Annotated in this window: 24 protein-coding genes; 9 read left to right on the forward strand and 15 right to left on the reverse strand. The window is 71.0% G+C overall.

What is annotated here, in order from left to right; genetic code table 11:
- Nucleotides 1–23 precede the first annotated feature (23 nt).
- The 4 genes from ACYVLQ_RS18995 to ACYVLQ_RS19010 all read right to left on the reverse strand — a co-directional run bounded on the left by ACYVLQ_RS18995 (nucleotide 24) and on the right by ACYVLQ_RS19010 (nucleotide 3426).
- Nucleotides 24–401, reverse strand: coding sequence for a hypothetical protein (locus tag ACYVLQ_RS18995; RefSeq protein ID WP_460698822.1), 378 nt, complete (start codon nucleotides 399–401; stop codon nucleotides 24–26).
- Between the two features lie 34 nt (nucleotides 402–435).
- Nucleotides 436–1551, reverse strand: coding sequence for an alpha/beta hydrolase (locus tag ACYVLQ_RS19000; RefSeq protein ID WP_460698823.1), 1116 nt, complete (start codon nucleotides 1549–1551; stop codon nucleotides 436–438).
- Nucleotides 1552–1687: 136 nt separating this feature from the next.
- Nucleotides 1688–2479, reverse strand: a complete 792-nt coding sequence (locus tag ACYVLQ_RS19005) for a maleylpyruvate isomerase family mycothiol-dependent enzyme (protein WP_460698824.1) — start codon at nucleotides 2477–2479, stop codon at nucleotides 1688–1690.
- Nucleotides 2480–2556: 77 nt separating this feature from the next.
- Nucleotides 2557–3426, reverse strand: a complete 870-nt coding sequence (locus ACYVLQ_RS19010) for an NAD(P)-dependent oxidoreductase (protein ID WP_460698825.1) — start codon at nucleotides 3424–3426, stop codon at nucleotides 2557–2559.
- 142 nt (nucleotides 3427–3568) lie between these two features.
- Between ACYVLQ_RS19010 and ACYVLQ_RS19015 the strand changes: the two genes are divergently transcribed.
- From ACYVLQ_RS19015 to ACYVLQ_RS19025, 3 genes are all read left to right on the forward strand, one after another.
- Complete coding sequence (locus ACYVLQ_RS19015) at nucleotides 3569–3925, forward strand: winged helix-turn-helix transcriptional regulator (protein WP_460698826.1); 357 nt, start codon at nucleotides 3569–3571, stop codon at nucleotides 3923–3925.
- Between the two features lie 149 nt (nucleotides 3926–4074).
- On the forward strand, nucleotides 4075–5436 hold the full coding sequence (locus ACYVLQ_RS19020; RefSeq protein ID WP_460698827.1) for a M20/M25/M40 family metallo-hydrolase: 1362 nt from the start codon (nucleotides 4075–4077) through the stop codon (nucleotides 5434–5436).
- A 22-nt stretch (nucleotides 5437–5458) separates the two neighbouring features.
- Complete coding sequence (locus ACYVLQ_RS19025; RefSeq protein WP_460698828.1) at nucleotides 5459–5995, forward strand: YbhB/YbcL family Raf kinase inhibitor-like protein; 537 nt, start codon at nucleotides 5459–5461, stop codon at nucleotides 5993–5995.
- A 64-nt stretch (nucleotides 5996–6059) separates the two neighbouring features.
- On the opposite strand, the gene ACYVLQ_RS19030 is transcribed toward ACYVLQ_RS19025, so the two are convergent.
- The 3 genes from ACYVLQ_RS19030 to ACYVLQ_RS19040 all read right to left on the reverse strand — a co-directional run bounded on the left by ACYVLQ_RS19030 (nucleotide 6060) and on the right by ACYVLQ_RS19040 (nucleotide 10525).
- Complete coding sequence (locus tag ACYVLQ_RS19030; protein WP_460698829.1) at nucleotides 6060–7904, reverse strand: AMP-dependent synthetase/ligase; 1845 nt, start codon at nucleotides 7902–7904, stop codon at nucleotides 6060–6062.
- Nucleotides 7905–8065: 161 nt separating this feature from the next.
- The gene (ribA, locus tag ACYVLQ_RS19035; protein ID WP_460698830.1) at nucleotides 8066–8845 is read right to left on the reverse strand and encodes a GTP cyclohydrolase II RibA; all 780 of its coding nucleotides are present in this window, start codon (nucleotides 8843–8845) and stop codon (nucleotides 8066–8068) included.
- A 174-nt stretch (nucleotides 8846–9019) separates the two neighbouring features.
- Nucleotides 9020–10525, reverse strand: a complete 1506-nt coding sequence (locus ACYVLQ_RS19040; protein ID WP_460698831.1) for a PfkB family carbohydrate kinase — start codon at nucleotides 10523–10525, stop codon at nucleotides 9020–9022.
- Between the two features lie 571 nt (nucleotides 10526–11096).
- Here ACYVLQ_RS19040 and ACYVLQ_RS19045 point away from each other — a divergent pair.
- Complete coding sequence (locus tag ACYVLQ_RS19045; RefSeq protein WP_460698832.1) at nucleotides 11097–11498, forward strand: hypothetical protein; 402 nt, start codon at nucleotides 11097–11099, stop codon at nucleotides 11496–11498.
- Between the two features lie 104 nt (nucleotides 11499–11602).
- On the opposite strand, the gene ACYVLQ_RS19050 is transcribed toward ACYVLQ_RS19045, so the two are convergent.
- Genes ACYVLQ_RS19050 through ACYVLQ_RS19060 form a run of 3 tightly spaced genes read right to left on the reverse strand, consistent with a single transcriptional unit; the run spans nucleotide 11603 to nucleotide 14102 of the window.
- On the reverse strand, nucleotides 11603–12682 hold the full coding sequence (locus ACYVLQ_RS19050; protein ID WP_460698833.1) for a quinone-dependent dihydroorotate dehydrogenase: 1080 nt from the start codon (nucleotides 12680–12682) through the stop codon (nucleotides 11603–11605).
- Between the two features lie 5 nt (nucleotides 12683–12687).
- Complete coding sequence (locus tag ACYVLQ_RS19055) at nucleotides 12688–12954, reverse strand: DUF5703 family protein (RefSeq protein ID WP_460698834.1); 267 nt, start codon at nucleotides 12952–12954, stop codon at nucleotides 12688–12690.
- Nucleotides 12951–14102: a YncE family protein gene (locus ACYVLQ_RS19060; RefSeq protein WP_460698835.1), complete on the reverse strand. Its 1152-nt coding sequence runs from the start codon at nucleotides 14100–14102 to the stop codon at nucleotides 12951–12953. The genes ACYVLQ_RS19055 and ACYVLQ_RS19060 overlap by 4 nt, the downstream gene beginning before the upstream one ends.
- Nucleotides 14103–14379: 277 nt before the next feature.
- On the opposite strand from ACYVLQ_RS19060, the gene ACYVLQ_RS19065 reads away from it, so the two are divergent.
- From ACYVLQ_RS19065 to ACYVLQ_RS19080, 4 genes are all read left to right on the forward strand, one after another.
- Nucleotides 14380–14754 carry a hypothetical protein gene (locus ACYVLQ_RS19065; RefSeq protein WP_460698836.1) on the forward strand — a complete coding sequence of 125 codons (375 nt, stop codon included), beginning with the start codon at nucleotides 14380–14382 and terminating at the stop codon, nucleotides 14752–14754.
- 157 nt (nucleotides 14755–14911) lie between these two features.
- Nucleotides 14912–15445 carry a hypothetical protein gene (locus ACYVLQ_RS19070; RefSeq protein WP_460698837.1) on the forward strand — a complete coding sequence of 178 codons (534 nt, stop codon included), beginning with the start codon at nucleotides 14912–14914 and terminating at the stop codon, nucleotides 15443–15445.
- An 8-nt stretch (nucleotides 15446–15453) separates the two neighbouring features.
- Nucleotides 15454–17547 (forward strand): MMPL family transporter, encoded by a 2094-nt coding sequence (locus tag ACYVLQ_RS19075; RefSeq protein ID WP_460698838.1) that lies wholly within the window; start codon nucleotides 15454–15456, stop codon nucleotides 17545–17547.
- Between the two features lie 49 nt (nucleotides 17548–17596).
- The gene (locus ACYVLQ_RS19080) at nucleotides 17597–17761 is read left to right on the forward strand and encodes a hypothetical protein (protein WP_460698839.1); all 165 of its coding nucleotides are present in this window, start codon (nucleotides 17597–17599) and stop codon (nucleotides 17759–17761) included.
- A 115-nt stretch (nucleotides 17762–17876) separates the two neighbouring features.
- Here ACYVLQ_RS19080 and ACYVLQ_RS19085 read toward each other — a convergent pair whose 3' ends face one another.
- From ACYVLQ_RS19085 to ACYVLQ_RS19105, 5 genes are all read right to left on the reverse strand, one after another.
- Nucleotides 17877–18389, reverse strand: coding sequence for a GNAT family N-acetyltransferase (locus ACYVLQ_RS19085; RefSeq protein ID WP_460698840.1), 513 nt, complete (start codon nucleotides 18387–18389; stop codon nucleotides 17877–17879).
- Between the two features lie 250 nt (nucleotides 18390–18639).
- On the reverse strand, nucleotides 18640–19485 hold the full coding sequence (locus ACYVLQ_RS19090) for a heme ABC transporter ATP-binding protein (RefSeq protein ID WP_460698841.1): 846 nt from the start codon (nucleotides 19483–19485) through the stop codon (nucleotides 18640–18642).
- A 157-nt stretch (nucleotides 19486–19642) separates the two neighbouring features.
- Complete coding sequence (locus ACYVLQ_RS19095) at nucleotides 19643–20884, reverse strand: FecCD family ABC transporter permease (protein ID WP_460698842.1); 1242 nt, start codon at nucleotides 20882–20884, stop codon at nucleotides 19643–19645.
- On the reverse strand, nucleotides 20881–21942 hold the full coding sequence (locus ACYVLQ_RS19100; RefSeq protein ID WP_460698843.1) for a heme/hemin ABC transporter substrate-binding protein: 1062 nt from the start codon (nucleotides 21940–21942) through the stop codon (nucleotides 20881–20883). Before ACYVLQ_RS19100 ends, ACYVLQ_RS19095 begins: the two co-directional genes overlap by 4 nt.
- 119 nt (nucleotides 21943–22061) lie before the next feature.
- On the reverse strand, nucleotides 22062–23024 hold the full coding sequence (locus ACYVLQ_RS19105; protein ID WP_460698951.1) for an aldo/keto reductase: 963 nt from the start codon (nucleotides 23022–23024) through the stop codon (nucleotides 22062–22064).
- Nucleotides 23025–23144: 120 nt separating this feature from the next.
- Here ACYVLQ_RS19105 and ACYVLQ_RS19110 point away from each other — a divergent pair, with 120 nt between their 5' ends.
- Nucleotides 23145–24083 (forward strand): undecaprenyl-diphosphate phosphatase, encoded by a 939-nt coding sequence (locus tag ACYVLQ_RS19110; protein ID WP_460698844.1) that lies wholly within the window; start codon nucleotides 23145–23147, stop codon nucleotides 24081–24083.
- Nucleotides 24084–24094 lie beyond the last annotated feature (11 nt).

Here is a 24094-nt window from a genome sequence, read left to right on the forward strand (position 1 = left end):
GCGCAGACGCTGGCCGCGGCGGCCTACGCCACGACGCCGCTGGCGGTGATGCAGTCGACCATGCTCTCCACGTTCGGCGTCGACGTGACGCTGACGGCGCTGGTGTCGTGGTTGCTGATCCGCAGCGCGGAGATTCCCCCGGCGTATCGGTCGCGGATCTCGGCGGTGTGCGGCTCGGCGCTCGCGATGAGCGCGCCGGCGAGTTCGACGGCTTGGAACCGGTCGGCCGGGGTCCCGCTCGAGGCAAGCTCCGCGAGTTCGGGCAGCGCCGCGCAGGCGTCCTCACCATTGTGCCGGTGGTAGAGCTCGTCCCACAGATCTGTCCACACCCCGGCATCCGTACCGTCGGTCGACAGCCGCGCGAGTAGGTCCACGGCCTGCGGGCGGAGAAGATTCGACACACCCGCTATCCAACCATCGACGGGATCCCCGCACTCACTCACCGAGCGCCGCACTCAGCACCGGCCACGACTTGTGCAGGTCTTCCTCCCAGTACCCCCACGAATGCGTGCCGTTGGGACGCAGGTCGAACGTGGCGGGAATGTTCAACTCCCGCAGCCTGTCTCGCAGCTGCTGCGTGCAACGGGCGGCCACGGCGTCCAGAATCCCGCCGATGACCAGCTGGTCGATCAGCTTCACCGGATTGGCGTGGATACCGGGTCCGCCGAGGGTGTCCAGCGGTCCGGGCGCACCGTTGCCGGATGCCACGTAGACGGTGGTGCCGCGCAGCCCGGCGGCGTTGAGGTAAGGGTCGTTGGCGGCCCAGGCCGGATCGTTGGGCGGCCCCCACATGTTGAGAATATTGCCTTGGCGGCCGGTGACGATCGCGTCGACCATGACCTGCCCCAGGGGATCGCTGGTGCGCACGCAGCCGCTGTAGGAGCCGATGGCGCGGTAGCGGCCGGGCTCGGCCAGGGCCAGTTGGAACACCGAGGTGCTGGCCATGGACAGTCCGGCGATGGCGTTGGCGCCGCTGCCGTTGAACGCCGAGTCGATCACGGGCGGCAGTTCGCGGGTGAGGAAGGTGGTCCAGCGCTGCCGTCCGTGTACGGGGTCGTCGGCGCGCCAGTCGGTGAAGAAGCTGCCCGCCCCGCCGATCGGGATCACGACGTTGACCTGTTGTCCGGCAAAGAATTCCGCGACGTCGGTCTTGGTGAGCCAGTTGCTGCCGTCGCGCCAGTTGCCGGTGTCGGTACCGCCGTCGACGCCGTTGAGCAGATACAGCGTCGGCGCCGGTTTCGAAATATCCGCCGCCGGAAGGATTTCCACCGACAGCGGACGTCCCATCGCGGCGGAGTGCACGGTCAGGTCGATGACGCGGCCGGGGCCCTGGGCCGCGGTGAGCAGGCGCGAGCCGTTGGCGGAGGGTTGGGCGGCGGCCATGGCGTGCACGGGAATCGGGGTGCCGGGCGCCGGGCCGGGTGCGGCGGCGGCCGGGCCGGTCGACGCGGCCAACGCGGCGGCGAGCGCCAGCGCGGCGAAGGGCCGGGCGGCGCGCGGTCGCCCGGCGCCGGTGCGGGACGTGCGGCGGTGTCCGGCACGGGTTTTCATGCGGCGCCTCCCAGCTGGAACCCGGTTGCGGCAGACGCTAGGACGCGGCCGTCGGGGTCGGCAAGGCATGGGCCGACATTTGGGGTTTGTGCGCAGCGCGCCCGGGTTTCGGCTGGTAAAGGCCACAAGGGCGGGGTCAGGCGTTGAGCCAGAAGCCCGACCGGGTGCGCCAGAGCTCGAGCAGCTCGATGTCTCCGGTGATGCGCAGCGGACCGTGCCGCCGACGATAGACGTACAGCAGCAGATCGGCGACCGCACCACCCACCCACACGGACCCCGCACCGGTCCCGCGCCGCCAGGTGGCCGCCTTCCCGCCGAGATCGACAACCCACGACCCGACGTCGCCGGCGACGAAGGATTCGGTGGCGTCGAAGACCAACCCGCGTCCGGCGCCGAGCAGGTCGGGGAGGTCGGGCCGGGGCTCGTAGGCCTCGGGCACCGAGGCGTTGTCGAGCCATTCCTCGAAGCCGTCGGCGGCGAGGTCCGGCGGCAGGTCGAGGGCGGCGCCCACCGCCTCGGCGGCGTCGCGTCCGTGCAGCGCGGTTTCGAGCATGGCCCTGCGCGCCCAGAATCGCGGTGTCCCAACAGGTCCCGGTGACCATACCGGCGTTTCGGGATCGGCCGCCCGCAGCGTCGCGGTGAGCTTCTCCGCACCGTCGTGCAGCCACGGCAGCAGTTCTCCGGATTCGATCCGGGACTCGGTCGGATCGTCGACGAATTCACCGGACACCGGCGCGGTGGCTCGGCTGCCGACGATCTCGGCCATCCACCGGTGCACGCCACCGATGTGCTGTAACAGATGGCCGAGATCCCAGCCGGGACACGACGGTACCGGGGCCGCCAGGTCGGCATGCTCGACGACGGCGGTGACCGCACGGGTGCGCGTCTCGATCTCGGCGCACAGTCGGTCGTAGGTCAGCGGAACCATGCCCCGATCCTAGGAAACGCGGCGTTGCCGGACGCGTCGCGGGAATTGCGGCAGGTGCTCGATGAACTCGGCATCGCTCAGGACAGGAGGCCCTCGAAGATGCGGGCGAAGGCTTCCTTGCCGTGGCCGTCGGCTACCTGGCGGTCGATCAGGGACTTGACCGGGCCGATCACGTCGAGGCCGACTCCTGCGTCGCGGCTGGCGCGGACGATGGCGTCGAGGGCGGCCTTGTTGAAGTCCAGGCTCTGCACTTCGGTGGTGTAGTCGCCGCTGTCGATGATGCGGCCCGCGTCGGACAGGGTTCCCGTGATCGCGGTGAGCCACGAACCAGCCCGTGCCGCAAAGGTTTCCGCTGAGACACCGGCCGATCGGAGCATCGCCGCGCCGTGGTAGAACCCGGCAAACATGACGTACATGCCCGACAGCAGGGCGAAGTCGTACAGCGAGGCGGTGCCTGCGTCGTCGCCGAAATATTCGGCGGTGCCGAGCAATTCGAGGGCCGCGCGGTGGTCGTCGAACACCTCCCGCGTCCCGCTGTAGAGCAACGACGACCCGGGCTGTCCGATCATCTCGGGGGTGGCGATGATGGCCCCGTCGAGGTAGACGATGCCGTGCCCGGCTGCCCACCGCGCCAGTTCACGCGCCTCCTCGGGGGTGGTGGTCGTCAGATTCACCACCGTCTTGCCCGACAGTTCGGCGACGATCGGGTCGAGGGCGTCGTGCACCGAGGCGTGGTCGAGCAGGACGGCGATCACGAGGTCGCCGTCGCGCACCGCTCCGGCGACGGTGGCGGCCCCGCGTGCCCCGGCGGCGACCAACTCGGTGTCGCGGCCGGGGGTGCGGTTCCACACGGTGGTCGGATGCCCGCCCCGCAGCAGCGCGGTCGCCAGCGCGCGGCCCATGGCGCCGAGTCCGAGCACGGTGACGGGGGTCTTGTTGTCAGCCATTGCGGTTGAGCTCCTTGCGTTTTCGAATATCGGTTCGTCGGCGCCGACACCTACAATGCGCTCAGCGGTTTATCGCGGCAAGTACCTACTATTTTGTGGGGTACTTACCGATAGGTATGTGAACAGGTAGTGAGGTCAGGCGATGGGTGATAAGCGATCCGGGCCCTATTTCTGCGGGATCGACGCGGCGATGGACGTGATCGGCGGCAAGTGGAAATCGCTCATCCTGTGGGAGCTCGAGGCGGGCGGTGTGCGCCGGTTCGGCGAGCTGCGCCGCCATCTGCCCGGCGTCTCGGAGAAGATGCTGATCCAGCAGCTGCGCGAACTCGAGGAGGACGGCATCGTGCACCGCGAGGTCTATCGCGAGGTGCCGCCGCGCGTGGAGTACTCCCTCACAGAGCTGGGCACCCGACTCAATCGCGCACTCGAGCCACTGGGCGCGTGGGGCAAGGAACGCATCACCCGCATCGGCGCGGACAGGGTCGTGGTGGCGGGCTGACGACCTGCCCGTCGCTGTGCGACCGCAGCGACAACGTGGCCACGCTGCCCGAGGCAGGCGAGACATCGGCAACCGGGGTGTTCCGGTATTTGCGTGCACGCTGCGGGCAACCCGGGGCAATATCCGCCCGCAATGGTAGGAAGGGGTACGTGTCTGCACCCGGTGAGAAGTCCCTGTCCGAGCCCGACTCCCGTGCCGTATCGGAGGTGGTGGACCTGGTCAGCACGCTGATCCGGTTCGACACCTCCAACACCGGCGAACTGGAGACCACCAAGGGCGAGCGGGAGTGCGCCGAGTGGGTGGCCGATCAGCTGCAGCGGGCCGGGTACGTCACCGAGTACGTGGAATCGGGCGCCCCCGGCCGCGGCAATGTGTTCGCGCGCCTGCCGGGCGCCGACTCCGGCCGGGGCGCGCTGATGATGCACGGGCACCTGGACGTGGTTCCCGCCGAGGCCGCCGACTGGAGCGTGCACCCGTTCTCCGGCGCGGTCCGCGACGGTTACGTGTGGGGCCGCGGCGCGATCGATATGAAGGATATGGTCGGCATGATGCTGGCGGTGGCCCGCCAGTTCAAACTGGAGGGTACGGTGCCGCCGCGCGATATCGTGTTCGCGTTCCTGGCCGACGAGGAGAACGGCGGCCGCTGGGGTTCGCAGTGGCTGGTGCAGAATCGCCCCGATCTGTTCGACGGCGTCACCGAGGCGGTCGGCGAGGTGGGCGGGTTCTCCCTGACCGTGCCGCGCCGCGACGGCACCGAGCGGCGGCTGTATCTGGTGGAGACCGCGGAGAAGGGCCTGGGCTGGATGCGGTTGCGCGCCAAGGCCCGCGCCGGGCACGGCTCGTTCCTGCACGAGGACAACGCGGTGACGATCCTGGCCGACGCGGTGGCGCGGCTGGGCAAGCACACCTTCCCGCTGGTGCTGTCGGATTCGGTGGCGGAATTCCTGGCCGCGGTCAGCGAGGAGACCGGCATCGAATTCGATCCGGACAGCCCGGATATCGAGGGTCAGCTCGCCAAGCTGGGCACCATCTCCCGCATCATCGGCGCCACGCTGCGCGATACCGCGAATCCGACGATGCTGCGCGCGGGCTACAAGGCCAATGTCATTCCGCAGACCGCGGAGGCGGTGGTGGACTGCCGTGTGGTGCCCGGCCGCCGCGAAGCGTTCGAGCGGGAGGTGGACGAGCTGATCGGCCCGGATGTGGAGCGCGAGTGGATCACCGCGCTGAACTCCTACGAGACGACCTTCGACGGCGATCTGGTCGACGCGATGAACAACGCCATCCTCGCGCACGACCCCGACGGCCGCACCGTGCCCTATATGCTCTCCGGCGGCACCGATGCCAAAGCGTTCGCGTCCTTGGGGATTCGCTGTTTCGGTTTCGCACCGCTGCGGCTGCCCCCGGAGCTGGACTTCTCGGCCCTGTTCCACGGCGTCGACGAGCGGGTCCCGGTGGACGCGCTGGAATTCGGCACCCAGGTACTGGAGCATTTTCTCCTGCACAGCTGACGATTTCGAAAGGACGGCCCTGATGCCCGACTACTCCTACGACCCCTACGCCGCGCTGCCGCAGCTGCCGACGTTCACCGTCACCTCGCAGGACGTCATCGACGGTCAGCCCTTCGGCAACGATCAGGTCAGCGGTGTGTTCGGCGCGGGCGGCAAGGATATCTCACCGCAGCTGTCGTGGTCCGGATTCCCCGAGGGGACACAGAGTTTCGCGGTGACCGTCTTCGATCCGGACGCGCCGACCGCCTCGGGTTTCTGGCACTGGGCGGTCGCCGACATCCCGGTCGCCACCACCTCGCTGCCCAGCGGTGCGGGCAGCGAGGGCGGCACGCTGCCCGCGGGCGCGATCCAGTTGCGCAACGACGGCGGGTTCGCGGGCTACGTCGGCGCGGCGCCGCCCGCCGGGCACGGCTACCACCGGTACTTCGTCACCGTGCATGCGGTCGATGTGGAGTCGCTGGGCTTCGACGCGAGCGCCAGCCCGGCCTTCCTGGGCTTCAACCTGTTCTCCCACGCCATCGCCCGCGCCCACATCGTCGCCACCTACGAAGTGAAGTAGTCCCCGCATTTCGGCACCGGATGCAACGCGACACTCTGCGCACGATTGCATCGCTTGCCCGCTCCTACCCCAGGTCGATCACGCCCTCCGGGGCCGGAGCGCCGTACAGTTCGGCGATTTCGGCGCCGTACTTGGCGGCGATGGGGTTGCGCTTGAGTTTGAGGGTGGGGGTGATCTCCTCGCCGCCGGGCTCCCAGGCACTCGGCAGGATCCGGAACCGTTTGATCTGCTCGACCCGGGAGATGCGGGTGTTGCCGGACACCACCGCCGCGCGCACCTCGTCGACGATCTCGGGCCGGGTGGCCAGGGCGGTGATGTCGGCGTCGGGGGCGCCCAGCGCCTTGGCCCGCACCGCCGCGGTGTCGGGGTCGAGCACGATCAGCGCCGTGATGTACGGGCGCGCGTCGCCGATCGCCACCACCTGCCCGACCAGCGAGGAGGCCGCCTTTACGGCGTTCTCGATATTGGTGGGGGAGATGTTCTTCCCGGCCTCGTTGATGATCAGTTCCTTCTTGCGGTCCACGATCGTCACGTAGCCGTCGCCGTCGATGGTGGCGACGTCGCCGGTGTGCAGCCAGCCGTCGCCGTCGATGGCCTCGGCGGTCTTATCGGGCATGCCCCGGTAGCCGGGGGTGACGATCGCGCCGCGCACCAGCAGTTCGCCGTCGCTGTCCAGGCGCAGCTCGACCCCGTCGAGGGCGCGGCCGACCGACCCGGGGCGGGGTGCGGCGAGTTCGGTGAAGGTGCCGACGCCGGTAGTCTCCGACATGCCCCACACCTCGGTCACGGTGAATCCCAGGCCCAGCATGTATTCGAGGGTCTCCGGCGGGATGGCGGCCGCGCCGGAGGCCGCGACCTTCAGCTCGTCGAGCCCGAGCGCCGCGCGCAGCTTCGACAGCACCAGCGCGTCGGCCAGTTTGTGCTGCGCGTTGAGCACCGGGCTCACCCCGCCGCCCGCCAGCTGCGCCCGGGCGGCGCTGACGCCGACGCCGATGGCCCAGTGGGCGAGCGCCTTCTTCACCGGGCTGGCCTCGGTGGCGAGTTTGGCCTCGATGCCGGCCTTGATCTTCTGCCAGACCCGCGGCACGCCGAAGAACGCGGTGGGGCGCGCGTCGGGCAGCGCGGCGGCGATCTCGCGCGGATCGGGCACGCAGGTCATGGCGACACCGGTGAACAGGTTGGCGCAGTGCCCGGAGATGCGGTCGGCGACGTGGGCGGCGGGCAGATACGACACCGAGCGGTCGTCGATCCCGACGACCAGCGGGCCGTTACGGGTCAGGCCCGCGATCTGGGCGACGATATTGGCGTGGGTGATCTCCACGCCCTTGGAGGGCCCGGTGGTGCCGGAGGTGTAGATCAGCGTGGCGAGGTCGCCGGGCCGCACCGCCTGCCAGGCGGCGTCGAAGTCGAAGTCGGCGGCCGGGTCGGCCTCCACATCGGCCAGCGACACAGTACCCTCGGGGGCGCCGCCGCTCGCGGCATCCACCACCACGATCCGCTCGTACCCGGCGCCCGAGCGCTGCACCACGTCGAGGAATCCGCGTTCGGTGATCACGAGCTTGTTCCCGGCGTTGCCGAACACGTGCGCGATCTGTTCGGGCGAACTGGTGTTGTACACCGAGAACGGCGCCGCGCCCAGATGCAGCGCGGCGGTGTCGACCAGGTTGAACTCGGGCCGGTTGGTCAGCATGATGCCGACCGTGTCACCGTGGCGCACCCCCAGTTTCGCCAGTCCCGCGGCCAGGGCGCGCACGCGGCGGTCGTAGTCGGCCCAGGTGATCTGCTGGGTGCCGCCGACCGTACGCAAGGCCACCTGGTGCGGGCGCAATGTGATGGTCTGCTGGAATGCCTCCGGCGCCGTGCGTACCGTGACGCCGGTGTGATGCGTGTAGCCGATATCTGTCGTCATGTCCTTGTTCCCGATCGGTATGCGAACCGTAGCCTCGGGGACGCTCCGCCAGATGACTGCGCGAACTCGCCGTGGCAGAGATCGGATAACGGCTGGCGTCGCGTCACCGAGTGACGCGGCTCACCCATCCTATCCGCGCATTCGGCAAAATGTGATGCGTCTTACGCGCGCTCGGCCGAGGCGCACAGCGTCTCGGCCCCCGGCAGGTCGCCAGGCCCCGGCGGCTCGGGCCGTTCGGCGTCCGCCGATCCGGCGGCGCTGGCGCGGAAGTCGGGCAGCAGGTGGCCGCGGTAGTCCCGTTTGGATTCCATGTAGAGCCGGGCCCGCTCGCTGCGCGGCACGGTGATCAGCGGTGTCCGCTCGACGGTGGTTCCCGCGGCGGCCACGGCGGCGACCTTCTCCGGATTGTTGGTCAGCAGCCGCACGCGCCGCAGCCCGAGCCGTCGCAGCGCTTGGGCGGCCCGCTCGTAGGAGCGGCAGTCGGCCGAGTAGTGCAGGCTCCGGTAGCTGGTGAAGGTGTCCACGCCGTTGAGTTCGCTGAAGCGCAGCCCGCGGGCCTTGGCGATCAGGCCGTGGCCGCGGCCCTCCTGCTCGAGATAGACCAGCACGCCAGCGCCCTCGGCCTGGATCATATCCATCGCCTTGTCCAGTTCGGGGCCGCAGTCGCAGTCCTCGCTGTGCAGCACGTCGCCGTAGAGGCAGCGGGAGTGGATGCGTACCAGACATCCGTCGGCGAGGTCACCGAAGATCAGCATCGTGCCTCCGTCGCGTACATCGCCGAGTTCGCGCACGCGCACCCACATCTCCGCGCCTTTGCGGCGGATGCGGTGCGCGGTGTCGTCGTCCTCCGGCGCCGCGGTGTCGTCGGCCGATTCGGCCGTGTGGGCCGGGCGGCGAGAAGTGGCGTGCACGTCGTGTCCGGTCTCATGCAGGGCTGTCAAAAGCTCCTCCGAAGGGATCGCAGGTAGTACCTCAGGCAAACCGGTGGCATCCGACATCTGGCCCCGGCGAAAGATCTGGGTCGAGCACGATGGCTGGAGACGATAGCGTCAGGCCGCGCGGCGCTCGGAAGGCGGGCCCGGCGCGACAGTCGGGATCCGGCAAATCGATCGCGGTCACGGGGTCTCCGTGCGGACCACCGCGGGGGGTCCGGCGCGGTCGAGCAGGCGGTCGACGTCGGCGACGGTCGGCATCGCGCCCGACACCGCCCCGGTGGACTGGGTGGCGGCCATCGCCGCTGTGGCCCAGACGAAGTCGTCGGCGTCGGCGCGATGCCCGCGGGTGACGACGCGGTGCGCGAGGGCGGCGACGAAGGCGGCCGGGGCGCCGGGGGAGTCCTTCAGCGCGGCCGGGAAACGTCCGATATCGATCGCCAGATCGTCGGAGTGCACACTGGCGGCGAACTCCTCCACCATGCACACCGTCCGGGCGCCGAGGATGCGCAACCGGCGGGCCAGTTCGGTGTCGCCGTCGGCGGCGTCGACGGTCTGGATCAGCGGCGCGAGGGCGTCGAGTTCGCCCCGCGTCCCGATCAGATAGTCGATGGCGTCGAAGCGGCGGTAGAACCGCTGTGGTCGGGCGATCGCGGGCACCGGCTGCACCAGCAGCCGCGGCCGCGACTCCCGCGCGAGGAGGTCGAGGGCGTCCTCGACGACCGCCGAGGGCGGTTCGAAGGTGAGCAGCACGGCGTCGGATCCGGCCAGCGCGTGGCGGGCGTCGAGGGTGCGCAGGTCGTCGGGGTTGAGCCGGACGCGTTCGTTGGGGCAGGCGATATCGCGTCGTTCACCGCTGCTGGTGACCAGGACGACCGCGACCGGGGTGGTGGCGCCGGGCACGACGCGCACCAGATCGGTCTCGACGCCTTCGGTGCGCAGATGGTCGAGGATGCGGCGGCCGCGGTCGTCGTCGCCGACCGCGGCGATCAGGCGCACGCGCAGGCCGAGCCGGGCCGCGGCCACCGCGCGATTGAGTCCCTTCCCGCCGGGCCGGTCCAGGAAGGTGCCGGTGGCCGGGTCGTTCGCCGCCGGGAAGTGATCGATGCTGCAGATATTGTCGATGACCGCGTCGCCGACCACAGTGATCGTGCCCGTGTGCCGATCGGGCACCGCGCCGGTCAGCGGTGGCAGGGTCAGCACCGACGCGTAGCCGGAGGCGGTGGTGAGGCGCTGCGCCAGGACGGTGAAGGCGTCGAACTCGAGACGGCTGCGCAGTTGCCGCGTGGTGGGCGCGTCGGCGACCGTCTCGGCCCCGGCGGCCCGCAGCAGCGGCGGCCAGTGATCGCTGAGGTACTGGCGGCGCTTGCCGAGATCCGGTGCGTAGAGCAGATGCGTCTCGATATCGGGGGGCGCCGCGTCGCGCAGTAACCCCAGCGCCAACCCGACATCGACGATGAGCCGATGCTCCGGGGGCAGCTGCCGGGACAGGTCGCGCACCACCGGTGGGACGGCCTCGGCGGGATCGGTGCCCGCCAGTTGGGCCTGGCGCCGGATGACGTAGAGCTCGAGCAGCGGGGTGACGTCGATTTCGGTGCTGCGCAACCGTTCCGGGCTCAGGCCCGCGCGTTTGCACAGCCGGGTGAGCACCGCGCGCACCGCGGTGACCGTCGCGTCCTGTCCCGCCATCGGGGCAGCCACCTCCGTCTCGGGTGCGCAGTGATCGTCTGCAGACGATAAGCGAAGTCGCCGGGGATTGCCGGTTTATCCGCCGGGAATTTCGGCTACCAATAACCTATCGCGGCATTTGCCCGAATAGAATGGCAAGTGACGCTCTGGAGTCGGCGTTCGGTCGCCGAGACGTCCAGGAGGTTCTGATGGTGGGAGCGATTCTCCTCGAGCGGCGAATCCGGCGGCGCCGCATGCCTCGATCCGCCGAGCGCGACGCCGACATCGTCGGGGTCGCGAACTAGACCGACGGCAGTGGCCGTCTCGGTGGGCGTACCGGAAAAGTACGCGCAGCGCCGACAGGGGCCGGGCACAGTACCGGCCGCGCGAATCCGGCAGGGCGGCCGGACGCGCTTCGACCCGGGACCGGGCCGATTCGGCCGTCCGTGTCCCGACCCCTCACTGAGCCGGATGCTGCGGACGAATTCACCGCGATCCGCAACTCTTCGGCAACTCGAGCCGATGTATTGGGTACCCGCCCCGCCGACGCAGTGATCCTGGGCCGTGGGCGGCGACGCGAGAGGAGACAGCCGTGACGATCGAAACGACCGACTGGGCGATGATCAGTGACCGGACCCCCGAGCATGCCTTCCGAATCGACGGTTTCGGAGCGGCGGTGTGGCGGCTGAGCTGGCTGCCCGAGCATCGCCTGACCCAGGTGCAGGCGCTGGCCGGGATGGAACTCGACGAACTGCTCAGCGATCCCGACGCGGTGGACGACGACTCGGTGCATCGGCGGGTCGCCGACCGCGCCGGGGCGCTGGGTGTGCGGTACGAGGAGGCCGTGATCCTGCTGTCGCGCCGGATGATCGAGCGGATGCGCCGCCACTGCGGCGGCCGCACCCGTCGGGAGGCGGAGCCGGTGCTGTCCGGCCCCACCTACCGGCAACAGCCACTGGGTATCACCGAGGAGCCGCCGCGGGTCTTCGGCTGACCGCATCGCGGACCTCGCGTGCTGCCCCGAATCTCGACCCGCACCGAGCCGCGACGGCAGCGGATGCACGGTTGCATCAGGTGCAAGTACGGCCGCGTGTGTGATCAGGCGCGGGTCTTGTAGGAGGCGCCGACGGCGTCGGCGATGCTCGCGTAACCGCCCGCGCGCAGCCGCTGCGCGATTCCGCGGTGGATGCGCCGGGTCCAGAACGGGCCGCCGTAGATGAATCCGGTGTAGCCCTGCAGCAGGGTGGCGCCCGCGAGGATGCGTTCGAAGGCCTGGTCGGCGTTCTCGATCCCGCCGACGGAGATCAGCACCAGCTGGTCGCCGACGCGGGCGTAGAGGCGGCGCAGCACCTCGAGCGACCGGTCGGCCACCGGCGGTCCGGACAGCCCGCCCGCGCCCATGGCGTCGACCTCGGCGACCGGGGTGGCCAGCCCGTCGCGGCGGATGGTGGTGTTGGTGGCGACGATCCCGGCCAGGCCGAGCTCCACGGCCAGATCCGCGGCGGCGTCGACATCCTCGTCGGACAGGTCGGGGGCGATCTTCACCAGCACCGGCACCTGGACACAGTCGAGCACCGCGCGCAGCAGCGGCCGCAGCGATTCCACCGCCTGCAGGTCGCGCAGGCCGGGGGTGTTGGGGGAGCTGACATTGACGACGACGAAGTCGGCGAGCGGACCCAGCAGGGTGGCGCTGGTGACGTAGTCGTCGGCGGCGTGTTCGGCGGGGGTGGTCTTGGTCTTGCCGATATTGGCGCCGATGGGCACCCCGCCCGGGCGGCGGCCGCGCAGCTGCTCGGCCGCCGCGGTCGCGCCGTGGTTGTTGAACCCCATCCGGTTGATCAGGGCGCGGTCGGCGGGCAGCCGGAACAGCCGCGGCGCCGGATTGCCCGGTTGCGCCTGCGCGGTGACGGTGCCGATCTCGGCGTAGCCGAAACCCAGTGGGCCCCAGGCGTTCACGCCCCCGGCGTCCTTGTCGAACCCGGCGGCCAAGCCCAGCGGCGCGGGGAACTCCACTCCGAAGGCGGTGGTACGCAGGACCGGGTCGTCGACCACGGTCAGCCTGCGCACCAGCCGCCGCGTAGGCGCGAAGCGGGTCGCCAGCCGCATCGCCGCGAAGACCAGGTGGTGGATGCGTTCGGGGGGCAGCAGGAACATCAACCGCAACAGCACGGAGTACATGCCGGTCACATCCCGGTTTCCGCGACGGGGAAGGTGGTCTTGCGCCGCCGCAGCAGCACGCGCCGGCTGCCGTCGGTGTAGGCGCGTACCCGCGACAGTTCCCAGCCGCCGAATTCGGCCTGGATGGCCAGCCGCATCGACGCGGTCACCCGGGTGACCTCGGGCGGTAGTCGTAACGGCACGTATTCGTATTCCCCCTCCTCGCTGGTCTCCTCCCATTCCGCCGGGATCGACCGCCTGCGCTGCGGACGGTGCGCCGAGGCCCGAGTCATCGCTGCCCTCTCTTCCTCTCGTCCGCGCCGATCCGCTGCAACCCGTCGCCGGTCGCGGACCCCACGAACAGGTCGCCGGTGCGTTCGTCGATGGTCACCGAATTCGGCTGGCGCACCGTCGCGAAGCGTGCCACTTCCTCCGGTATACCCGTCGACAGGTCGAAACCGGCCACTTCGTTGCTCGCGGTCAGCGTCACCCACACGGTCTCGGACCGCTGATCGTAGGCGAGCGCGTAGGGCGACGAGCCTACCGGGAAGCGCTGCCGCAGGACGAGCGGATCGGCCGTATACACCAGCAGCGCACCGCCGGCGGTGTCGGCGACCAGGATGCGCCCGAAGTGGTCGGAGGCGAGATTGGTGGCGCCGGTGCCCGCGCGCAGCGCCAAACCGGGCTTGCCGCGACCCAGGTCGAGCTGGGTGAGGCTGGTCTGGGCGCGGTCCAGGACCGCGACGGTGTCCCCGGGCGCGGCGAGCGCGTCGACACCGGACAGGCCCGAAACGGTCTGCAGCACTTGGCCATCCGCGGCCATGACCGCCACGCGGCCGTCGGCGAGGCCGACCGCGATACTGCCGTCGCCGCGCCGCGCCGCCGCGCGCGCCTCGCCGTCGAGCGGGGTGGCGCGGGTGGTGGCGGCGAGGGTGTCGATGTGCACGAGTTGGCGCCCGGCGGCGGCGAGGACCTGCCCGGGCGCGCCGGGCGTCAGCGCCGACGCGGGGGCGGGGAGGGTGAGCGTGCGGGCCGGTTCGGCGCCGCCGGGGGTGAGGATGCGTACCGTGACGCTGTCCGGGTCGAGCGCCACCAAGCGGCCGCCGGAGGGTTCGGCGAGCAGGGCGGCGACCGGTCCGGACGCGGTCACCGACCCGGCGGGCGCGGCGACCGGCGCGGGGGCGAGGGCGGCGTGCGCGGGGGCCGCGGCGGAATTCGGATCCTTGTCGCCGTCCGACGACGAGCATCCCGCCGCAGCGGCCGCGGCGACCGCGGCCGCGAGTATCGCGACCCATCCCCGCCGGATTCCGGCGCCCCGCCGGTTCCGTGGCCCACCAGCAGCCGTGCCCGCGCGCCACTGCCGCACCGTCCGGTCGCGACGCTCCCGACACTCCGCGGCGGCGCTGGCCGGTGACGGCCCCGTTGCCCTGCGCGGTGACATTTCGCTACCGCCCCCGGGCCCATCGCTGGCGTGGCGACCCGCCGCATCCCGTCGCGTGCGACCGTGCATGCACCGAACTCCTCACTACCGCCACTACCGCCGACGACTCATGCGTACCTCTTCATCTGACCATGGTCGCGGAACGGGGCCGTGCGCCGGGGTGGTTCCGACATCCCGGCGCACGGCGGCGCGCGACACGGCGGATCGGCGCTCTCCACCGGGTCGGCCCCAGGGGTTACCGTTGATATCGAACCGCCGCCGATACAGGGAGTCCCGGTTGAAAACAGACCATACGTCTGAATTCATCGTCGAAGACATTACCGTTGGTCCGTTCGCTCACGGATTCGGCGCCACCGGTGACGGGCGTTCGTTCGCCTTCCGCATCGTGCGCTCCATGCTCACCCTCGAGATCTACCGCGCCGACATCGACACCACCGGCACCGCGGTACCCGGCCCGGAGGACGTGGTCGCCGTCGCCGAGGCCCGCGTCACCGATATCGACCTCGACGACGAGCGCAGCGTGACCGCGACGGTGCGCGACCTGATCGCGGCCGCGACCCCGGCGGAGGACCCCGCCGCGGAGACGGACCGCGAGACCACGATCGTGCGCGCACTGCTCGGCCGGATCAGCTCGGTGATCGAAGGGCGCTGAGACGGCCCGGCCGATACCGCCTCGTCGCCGACGGCCGGTAAGCGCTTGCGCCGCACGGGCTTGCGGCGACGGACGCGCGCGAGCCCGGTGTTCAGCGGCACACATGACAGACTGTAGGAGAATTACCGGTTACTTCCGACGACGGGTGAGGATGCAGATGGCATTGCGAGGATCGGCCCGCATCGCGCCGCCGCTGGCGGCGCTGGCCGTGCTGGCGGCGGCGTGCGGCGGTGGCCAGGACGAGGATTCGGTGGCCGCGGCGCGTTCGTCGGCGTACGCCGCGATGTCCTCCTCGTCACAGGCCGCGGCGGTGAGCAGCGCCAACCGCCCGCCGCTCCCGACCGCCGCCGATCTCGACGCGCAGATCAAACGCGCACTGGACCCGGCGCTGCCCGACAGCGACCGCACCGCGCTGATCGAGGACGGCGAGGCGTTCACCGATGCCATCCCCGATATGTACCGGGCCCTGCGGGACAACCCGCGCGCCGTCTACGGCGTCACCGATCCGGTGTTCGACAACCGCGACGGCACCCTCACCGCCACCATGCGCCTGGACAAGGACGGCACCGGCACCAACGTGCGCACCACGATCGTGCACTTCGTCGATATCGGCGGCACCTGGAAGATCTCGCGCGCCGACCTGTGCGGGATCCTGCGCTCGGCCGACTACAAGACCCCGGCCTGCGGCTGAATTCCCGTATGGTGCAGGAGCATTCGCTGCGGTGGGGCCGATTCGTGCACCGCCACCGGTACCTCGTGCTCGCGCTCTTCGTCGGGATCGTCGCGCTGTCGGGCTGCTACGGGCGCGATCTGGGGCCGCGGCTGACCCAGGGCGGCTGGTTCGACGAGCACAGCGAGTCGGTGGTGGCGTCCAAGGTAGCCGACGAGACCTTCGGGCGCGACCGCGACGCCGACGTCATCCTCCTCTACACCGCGCCGCCCGGCGCCACGGTCGACGATCCGCCGGTGCGCGACGCGGTGACCGCGGCGCTGGCGCAGGTGCGGGCGAAGTACCCCGACCGCGTGCAGAAGATCGACAGCTATTTCGACGGCCCGATGATGGGCCAGTTCGCCGACGCCTCGCGCACCCACGCCTTCGCCAGCATCGGCCTGCGCGGCGAGGACACCGATTCGGTGAACAACTACCTCGCCATCAAGGACGATCTGGCCGCGCAGGCGCCGGGGCGCGGGCCGGGCGGCACGTCGGTGCAGCTGGCCGGGCTGCAACCGGTGGTGGAGGGCATCAATATCGGCATGCAGCACGATATTCAGCGCGCCGAGCTGATCGCGCTGCCGATCGTGGCGGTGCTGCTGTACTTCGTGTTCGGCGGGGTGGTGGGGGCGCTGCTGCCGGTGCTGATCGGCGGCATGACCATCCTCGGCACGCAGGGCATGATGCGGCTGCTGACCGACTACATCGAGGTCAACGTGTTCGCCAGCGCTGTGGTGACGCTGGTCGCGCTGGGCCTGGCGATCGACTACGGACTGTTCGCGGTGACCCGGTTCCGGGAGGAGCTGGCGGCGGGGCGCAGCGTGGAGAACGCCACCGCGCGCACGGTCGCCACCGCCGGGCGCACGGTGCTGTTCTCCGCCGCGATCATCGCGGTGAGCCTGGGCGCGCTGTTCATCTATCCCAACGGGGTGCTGCGGTCGGTGCCCTACGGCGGTATCAGCGCGGTGCTGCTGGCCGCGCTGCTGTCGGTGACGGCGCTGCCCGCGGCGCTGAGCATCGTGGGCCGCAGAATCGACCTGTGGGGGTGGGGCCGGTTCGCGAGCATCCGCACTGCCGAGCAGATCGACCGCGGGTTCTTCTCCCGACTCGCGCAGTTCGCGATGCGCCGCCCGGCGCGGGTGATCGTGCCGGTGGTGCTGGGCCTGCTGGCGCTGCTGACCCCGTTCCGCCACATCGAATTCGGCGGCCTGAGCGAACGCTATCTGGCCCAGGACAATCCGGCGCGGGTGGCGCAGGAACAGTTCGACGCGCTGTTTCCCGAGTTCCGCACCGATCCGCTGAAGCTGGTGGTGGTGGGCGCGAATCCGCAGCAGCTGTCCGATATCCGCTTCCAGGCCAATTTCGTGCCCGGACTGACCGGGCCGTTCGAGGCGTCGGCCCCGACCACGGGCGGGGTGAACGTGCTGTCGACCGGACTGGTCGACGAGCGCGACGCCGACACCGCGATCGCGGCGCTGCGCGCCATCGCGGAGCCGCCGGGCGTGCGGGTGATGGTGGCGGGGGTGCCCGCGCTGGAACGCGATGCCATCCGCGGGCTCATCGACGGGCTGCCCCTGCTGGCGGGGATTCTGGTGCTGGCCGCGGTCGCGCTGATGTACGCGGCGTTCCGGTCGCTGGTGCTGGCGGTGAAGGCGGTGGTGATGAGCGCGCTCAGCCTCGGCGCCACCCTCGGGATCCTCACCTGGATCTTCGTCGAGGGGCACGGCTCCGGGCTGTTCCGGTTCACGCCCGGGCCGCTGATGTTCGCGGTGCTGGTGCTGATCGTGACGGTGCTGTTCGGGCTGTCCACCGACTACGAGGTGTTCCTGCAGTCGCGGATGGCCGAGGCCCGCGCCGCCGGCGCGCCGCCCGCGGAGGCCATCCGCTCCGGCATCGCGCACACCGGCGGGGTGATCACCTCCGCCGCCGCGATCCTCATCGTGGTGACCGGCGCGTTCGGGTTCTCGGATCTGGTGCTGATGAAATACATCGCCTACGGGATGATCGCGGCATTGGTGCTGGACGCCACCGTGATTCGCATGCTGCTGACGCCCGCGGTGCTCAAGCTGGTGTGGCGGTGAACGCGTGGCGTTTGCAACCGGAGCATACGGCTCCGTTACCATGCGGGGCGTGACCAACGACGGGGAAACGCAGCAGACGACGAGCCAGGGCAAACATGCGGCACCTGAGGGCGCCGGCGTGCATCCGCTGATCGATCTCACCCGGGACCCGAACCCCGGCGTTCCCGATCACGCACGCGCCGATGAGGACGAGGACGAGCAGCCGGAGCAGTAGACCGCCGAAATCGGCGACGCGACAACATCTTCCATGACGACATGAATTCCGGGCGGGGCACCCAGTGCCCCGCCCGGAATGCTGTGTCGTTACCGCCGGACGCCCGGGGTCCGGATCAGATGCCGAACGGCGCCGCGTACCGGAGGGTTCCGGCGGGCAGCGGGCGCTCGTCCAGCGACAGCGCCATCAAGGCGTCGTCGGGCACCTCGACGGTGACGCCGATGCCGTGCAGCGAGGCGCGAGTGAAACCGAACCGGGGGTAGTACTCCGGGTGTCCCATCACGGTGACGTAGTGCTCGCCGTGCTCGCGCGCCGCCCGCAGCGCCGCGCGCACGACCGCCGTGCCCGCGCCGGTCCGCTGCTGGTCCGGCGCGACGGAGACCGGCGCCAGGCACAGGGCCGGGACGTCGCCGATATGGCAGCGGGTCAGCAGCGTGTGGCCGACCGGATCGCCGTCCGGGCCGGTGACCACCCAGGACAGGCCGTCGATCCAGGCCGGATCGCCGCGCAGCGCGTCCACCAGGTCGGCCTCCTCGTCGCGGTCGAAGGCCGCCTGGGTGATGGCGCGGACCGTGCGCGCGTCGGCCTGCGTCTCGACGCGGGTGGTCCAGGAATTATGGGTATGCATCGCGGGTGAGAACCCTTTCGTGTTCGAAACAACCGCTCGGCGAGGAGAATTCGCCCGAGCGGACCGGAATCGGTCAGGCCGATGCCGCGGCGGGGGAGATCCGACGATGCGCGGCAACGGCCACCAGCGCGGTCATCGACCCCACCTCCTCATCCGATCTCTCCGGGGGAACACGAACGCCGCCAGCCTAGTCGACCGCCTCCCGCCTCGCCAGCGACTTACCGGCGCGCGGCCCGCGCGGACACCCCCGTCAGCCGCGGACCGGGAGTACCAGTTGGGCGCCGGTGCGGGGGTGGTCGAAGACCTCGACCGGGTGCTGGTAGATCTGGGAGAGCAGGTCGGTGGTGAGGATGTCGCGCGGGGGTCCGGCGGCGGCGAGGCGGCCGCCGTCGAGGACGGCGACCCGGTCGGCGTAGGCGGCGGCGATGCCGAGGTCGTGCAGGACCACGACGACCGCCGCGCCGTCCGCGGCGCGGGCGCGAGCCAGCCGCAGCACCTGTTCCTGGTGGCCGAGGTCCAGCGCTGCGGTGGGTTCGTCCAGCAGCAGGGTGGGGGTGTCCTGGGCCAGGACGCGGGCGAGGGCGACGCGGGCGCGTTCACCGCCCGACAACGCCGGAAACGGCCGTGCGGCAAGGTGTTCGGTATCGGTGGCGGCCATGGCGGCGGCGATCGCGGCCGCGTCGTCGTCCTGCCGCGCCGTGCGAGCCCAGGGGGATCGGCCCATGGTGACCACCTCCCGCGCGGTGAACGGGAAGCCGACGGTGTGGTTCTGCGGCAGCACGGCGCGGCGGCGCGCCATATCCACCGGCGCCCAGTGGCCGATCGGCCGCCCGTCGAGTTCGACGGTGCCCGTGGCCAGGTCCAGTTCCCCGGACAACGCCGCCAGCAGCGTCGATTTCCCGGCCCCGTTGGGCCCGACCAGCGCCAGGATCTGCCCGGCCACCACCTCGAGATCCACGTGGTCGAGTACCCGCCCGGCGCCGCGGTCGACGCTGACCTGCCGCGCGGACAGGGTCACCGTCCCCGTCGCGGGCCGCGCCGGAACGCCGTGCGATCGGGTGAAAGCCTGTGCCACACCGCGCAATACGCCCGCCATCACCGACCTCCCGCCCGAACGCTCGGGTCTGCACCGCCGCGACCTCCCGGCCTCTCGTTCGGCGGCCCGGGCACGGCGCGGTGCGGACCGGCGGGCCGCGCGGTGATGCTCGGATGTCGCCTTCGGCCGCGACCGTTCTCGCGGTGCCACGTCCGGTTCATGCCCAGCCTCCCGCGCGGGCTCGGGTGCGGCGCAGCAGCCAGAAGAAGAACGGGCCGCCGACCAGGGAGGTGAGCATGCCCAGCGGGAGGTCGGCGTTGGCGACGAGGGTGCGGGCGCCGACGTCGGCGGCCAGCAGCACGGTGGCGCCGAGGATCGCCGACAGGGGGACGAGTACCCGGTGGGCGGGGCCGACCAGCATCCGCACCACGTGCGGCACGATGAGCCCGACGAACATGATGATGCCGGTGAACGCGACGCCCGCGGTCGCCAGGACGGCGACGATCACGATCACGTGGCGCCGCAGCCGTTCCACGTCCACCCCGAGGTGGCGGGCGGCGGATTCGCCGAGGGCCAGCAGGTCCAGCCGCGGGGCCAGCACGACGGCGGCCGCCACACCGATCGCGGTCAGCGGCGCCACCACCCACACCGCCTGCCAGGTGGCGCCGTTGAGGCTGCCCAGTTGCCAGAACACGATCTGATCGCGCGCCGCAGGGGACGCGGTGAACAGCAGGAACGCCATCAGCCCGCCGGCGAAGGCGTTGACCGCGACACCGGTCAGCACCAGGGTCACGGTCTCGGTGCGCCCGCCGGACCGCGACAGCAGATACACCAGCAGGGTCGTGCCGAGCCCGGCGACGAACGCGCCCGCGGCCACCGACCACACCGCCACGAACGCGCCGCCGATGACGATGACCACGCCCGCGCCGACCGCCGCGCCCGCCGACACCCCGATCACGCCGGGTTCGGCGAGCGGATTGGCGAACACGCCCTGCAGCAGCGCGCCCGCGGTGGCCAGCGCCGCCCCCACCAGGATCGCCAGCACCACCCGCGGGAACCGCACCTCCCACAGCGTCACCTGTCCGGCGGGGTGTCGGGGCAGCGGCCCCCAGTCCAGCCCGATCTTGTGCAGCACGCTGCCGAGCACCTCCGGCGGCGTGGTCGGCACCTGCCCCACCGCCGCGGAGTACATGGCCAGCAGCGCCAGCAGCACGATCGATACGGCGAACACGATCGAGATCCGCGACCACCGCCGCGCCGGGGGTACCGCGGCCTCGGCGCGAGATTCGGCGGCGCGGTTGCCGCTCGAATACTGTTCCCGCACTGTCGTTTTCGCGCTCACCGCAGCGGGGTCGGATCCGGTGTCGGTCGTGCCGTCCGGCGGCGCGGCACGGTCGGTCGGGCCGGGTCCGCGCGCACTCGAATTCGTGTGCGGGGTGTCAGGTTTCGGGTCGGTCATGCGCTGGGCTGGCCGTAGATCGCCTCGGCGAGGGCCGCGATCACATGGCCGGTGTTGGGGCCGAAGCTGAGCAGCGCCGAGTCGGACATGTCGATGACGCGTTTGTTGCGGCCCGCGGGGGTCTGCGCGACGCCGGGGATTTTCTCGAGTCCGTCGACGCCGCCGACGGATCGGAGGCCGTCGGTCATGACCAGGAAGACGTCGGGGGCGGCGGTGATCATGCCTTCGCTGGTGATGGCGGTGAACGGTTCGCTCAGCCCCGAGGCGGTCCCGGCGTCGGTGCCGCCGAGGGCGGTGATCAGCGAGTCCGCGCCGGAGCCGGGCCCGGCCATGAAGGTGATCGCGCTGCTGCGCAGATACAGCAGCGCCATCCGCTGTTTCGGATCCTGCTGCCGTACCGCGGCGGTGGCGGCGGCGATCTCGTCGCCGGTGCGCCGGGCCAGCTGGCGGCCCTGGTCCGGGACGCCGAGCGCGGCGGCCACGGCCTCGATCTGCGGCACGACACCCTCGAGGCTGCGCTGGGGATCGAAGTAGACCGCCGTGATCCCCAGGGCCTTCAGTTGGTCACGCATCGCCGGGGTGGCGCTGACGGTATCGGTGAGGAACACCGTGGGCCGTTGCGCCGCAACGGCTTCCACATTGATGCTGCCGTTGCCGCCCGCGACGTTGGGCACGTGCTGCACGGCCGGGAACGCGGCGGAGGTGGAACGCCCCACCAGATTCGCGCCCAGCCCCAGCGCCCACACGGTCTGCGCCAGGCTGCCGGACCGATCGACCGCGATGATCCGGGAGGTATCGGTAACGGTGACGTCTCCGCCGTCGAAGGACCGCACCGTCGCGGGCAGCGCCGGCGCGGGCGCGGCCCCGATGGGCGCCGGATTCAGATCGGCCAGCGTGGCGGTCGCCGGACCCTGCCGCCCCGCCCCGTCCGCCCCGCCGGGCGACTCACAGGCGGTAACACCACCGACCAGCACCACCGCCATCACGGCCAACAAAACCCGGCCCGCCGCCCGCCTGGACGCGGCACGGACCGATCGACGACGGACAAGGCGACTCATAAAGGCAAGCCTAAGAGGTCCCCCGATCACCCCACACCCGGCCCGCCACTACCGGCGGCACCGCGACGTGGGAGCGACCCGGCCGAGAGCATGCCGGGGGCAAACCGAACTCCCCGCCGTCAAATACTGCTGACATCATCCAACGCCGCGGCGATAGCGCGCGGCAACTCCAGCGTCTCCGCCGCCAAAACCCCCGTGAGCTGCCCCATGTCCCGCGCCCCCACGACCATGCTCGCCACTCCCGGCCGATCCCGAATCCACGCCAGCGCCACCGACAGCGGCGAGGTCCCCAGCCCGTCGGCGGCGGTGACCAGCGCATCGACCACCCGGTCGGCATGATCGTCGAGCCGATCCCGGATCTCCGCGGCCGTATCCTCGTCGGCGCCCCGCGAATCGGCCGGAACCCCATCGCGATACTTGCCGGTCAAGATCCCCCCGGCCAGCGGCGACACCGCGATCAGCCCGACCCCGTGATGCTCGGCGGCAGGCACCAGATCACGCTCGGGCCCCCGCGCCAGCAGCGAGTACGGCAACTGTGCGGCGGTGATCGGCGCCGCGGAGGCCAGCGTCGCCAGCTGCCAGGCGTTGAGCCCGCGCACCCCGGCATAGCGCACCCGCCCGGAGCGGACCGCGTAGTCGACGGTGCTGGCTATCTCCTCGAGCGGGGTCTGCGGATCCCAGGCCGCCACGCTCCAGATGTCGAGGTAGTCGGTGCCCAGTTCGGCGAGGGTCCGGTCGAGCTGGCGCATCAGGGTGCGCCGGGAGGCGTCGACGGTCCAGCGGATCTCGGTGGACGGCGCGCCCGCCGGATCGGTCACTCCCGGCACGGCCGCCAGCCCCGCGCATCCGCTGAGCACGAGGTCGCCGCGCGGCACCAACTCGTCGATCAGCCCGCCGAGCACCCGCTGCGCGGCGCCGCCCTGGTAGGCGGGAGAGGTGTCGACGAGGGTGCCGCCGGTCTCCACGAACGCCACCAGTTGCGCCGCGGCCTCGTCGGCGTCGGTCTCCCTGCTCCAGGTGTGGGTGGCCAGACCCATTCGAGAGACCCGCAGGCCGCTGCGCCCCACCGCCCGCTGTTCCATCACCGTGCCCACACTTCCGTCACACTGCAAGAGCCTAGGGCCACAAGCCGTTCGAGCGTGGGTATGACCCGGTGCGGCGCGGGCGGTAGGGTCGCTGTCCGGACGACTTCGGGAGGTGTAGTGGGCGCGTCGATGACGTGGATGCAGGCGCTGATACTGGGAGCGGTGCAGGGACTGACGGAATTCCTGCCGATCTCCTCCTCGGCGCATCTACGCATCGTGTCGGGGGTGTTCTTCGGCGACGACGCCGGCGCGTCGTTCACGGCGGTGACGCAGCTGGGCACCGAGGCCGCGGTGGTGGTGTATTTCGCCAAGGACATCTGGCGCATCCTGCAGGCCTGGTTCACGACCGTGTACGGGAAGCTCACCGCGGCGGCGCGGCAGCCGGTCCCGGTCAGCGAGCAGGTCACCACGCAGCTGCCGGTGTACACCGGCGATCCGGGCGCGCTTGATCCGCGGTCACAGCGCGAACTCGACTACCGGATCGGCTGGTATGTGATCATCGCCACCATCCCGATCGGGCTGCTCGGCTTCCTGTTCAAGGACGCGGTGCGCACCGGCGCCCGCAACCTGTGGCTGGTGTCGACGATGCTGATCGTGTTCGCGCTGGTCATCGCCGCGGCCGAGTACTACGGCCGCAAACAGCGCCCGATCGAGCAGCTCACCACCCGCGACGGGCTGATCATGGGTTTCGCGCAGTGCCTGGCGCTGATCCCGGGTGTGTCGCGATCGGGCGCCACCTCGTCGGCGGGTCTGTTCATCGGCCTGACTCGCGAAGCGGCCGTGCGGTTTTCGTTCCTGCTCGCGATTCCCGCGGTGGTGGCGTCGGGGTTGTTCAGCCTGCCCGACGCGTTCGAACCGGCGGGTGAGGGGCTCAACGCCTCCGGGCCGCAGCTGTTGGTGGCGACGGTGGTGTCGTTCGTGCTCGGATACGCGTCGGTGGCGTGGCTGCTGCGGTTCGTGGCGCGGCATTCGCTGGACTGGTTCGTCGGCTACCGGATCGCGCTGGGCCTGCTGATGCTGGGCCTGCTCGCCGGTGGCGTGGTCTCGGCGACGTGAGCCTGCCGCAC

This window comes from Nocardia thraciensis (genome assembly GCF_054782435.1).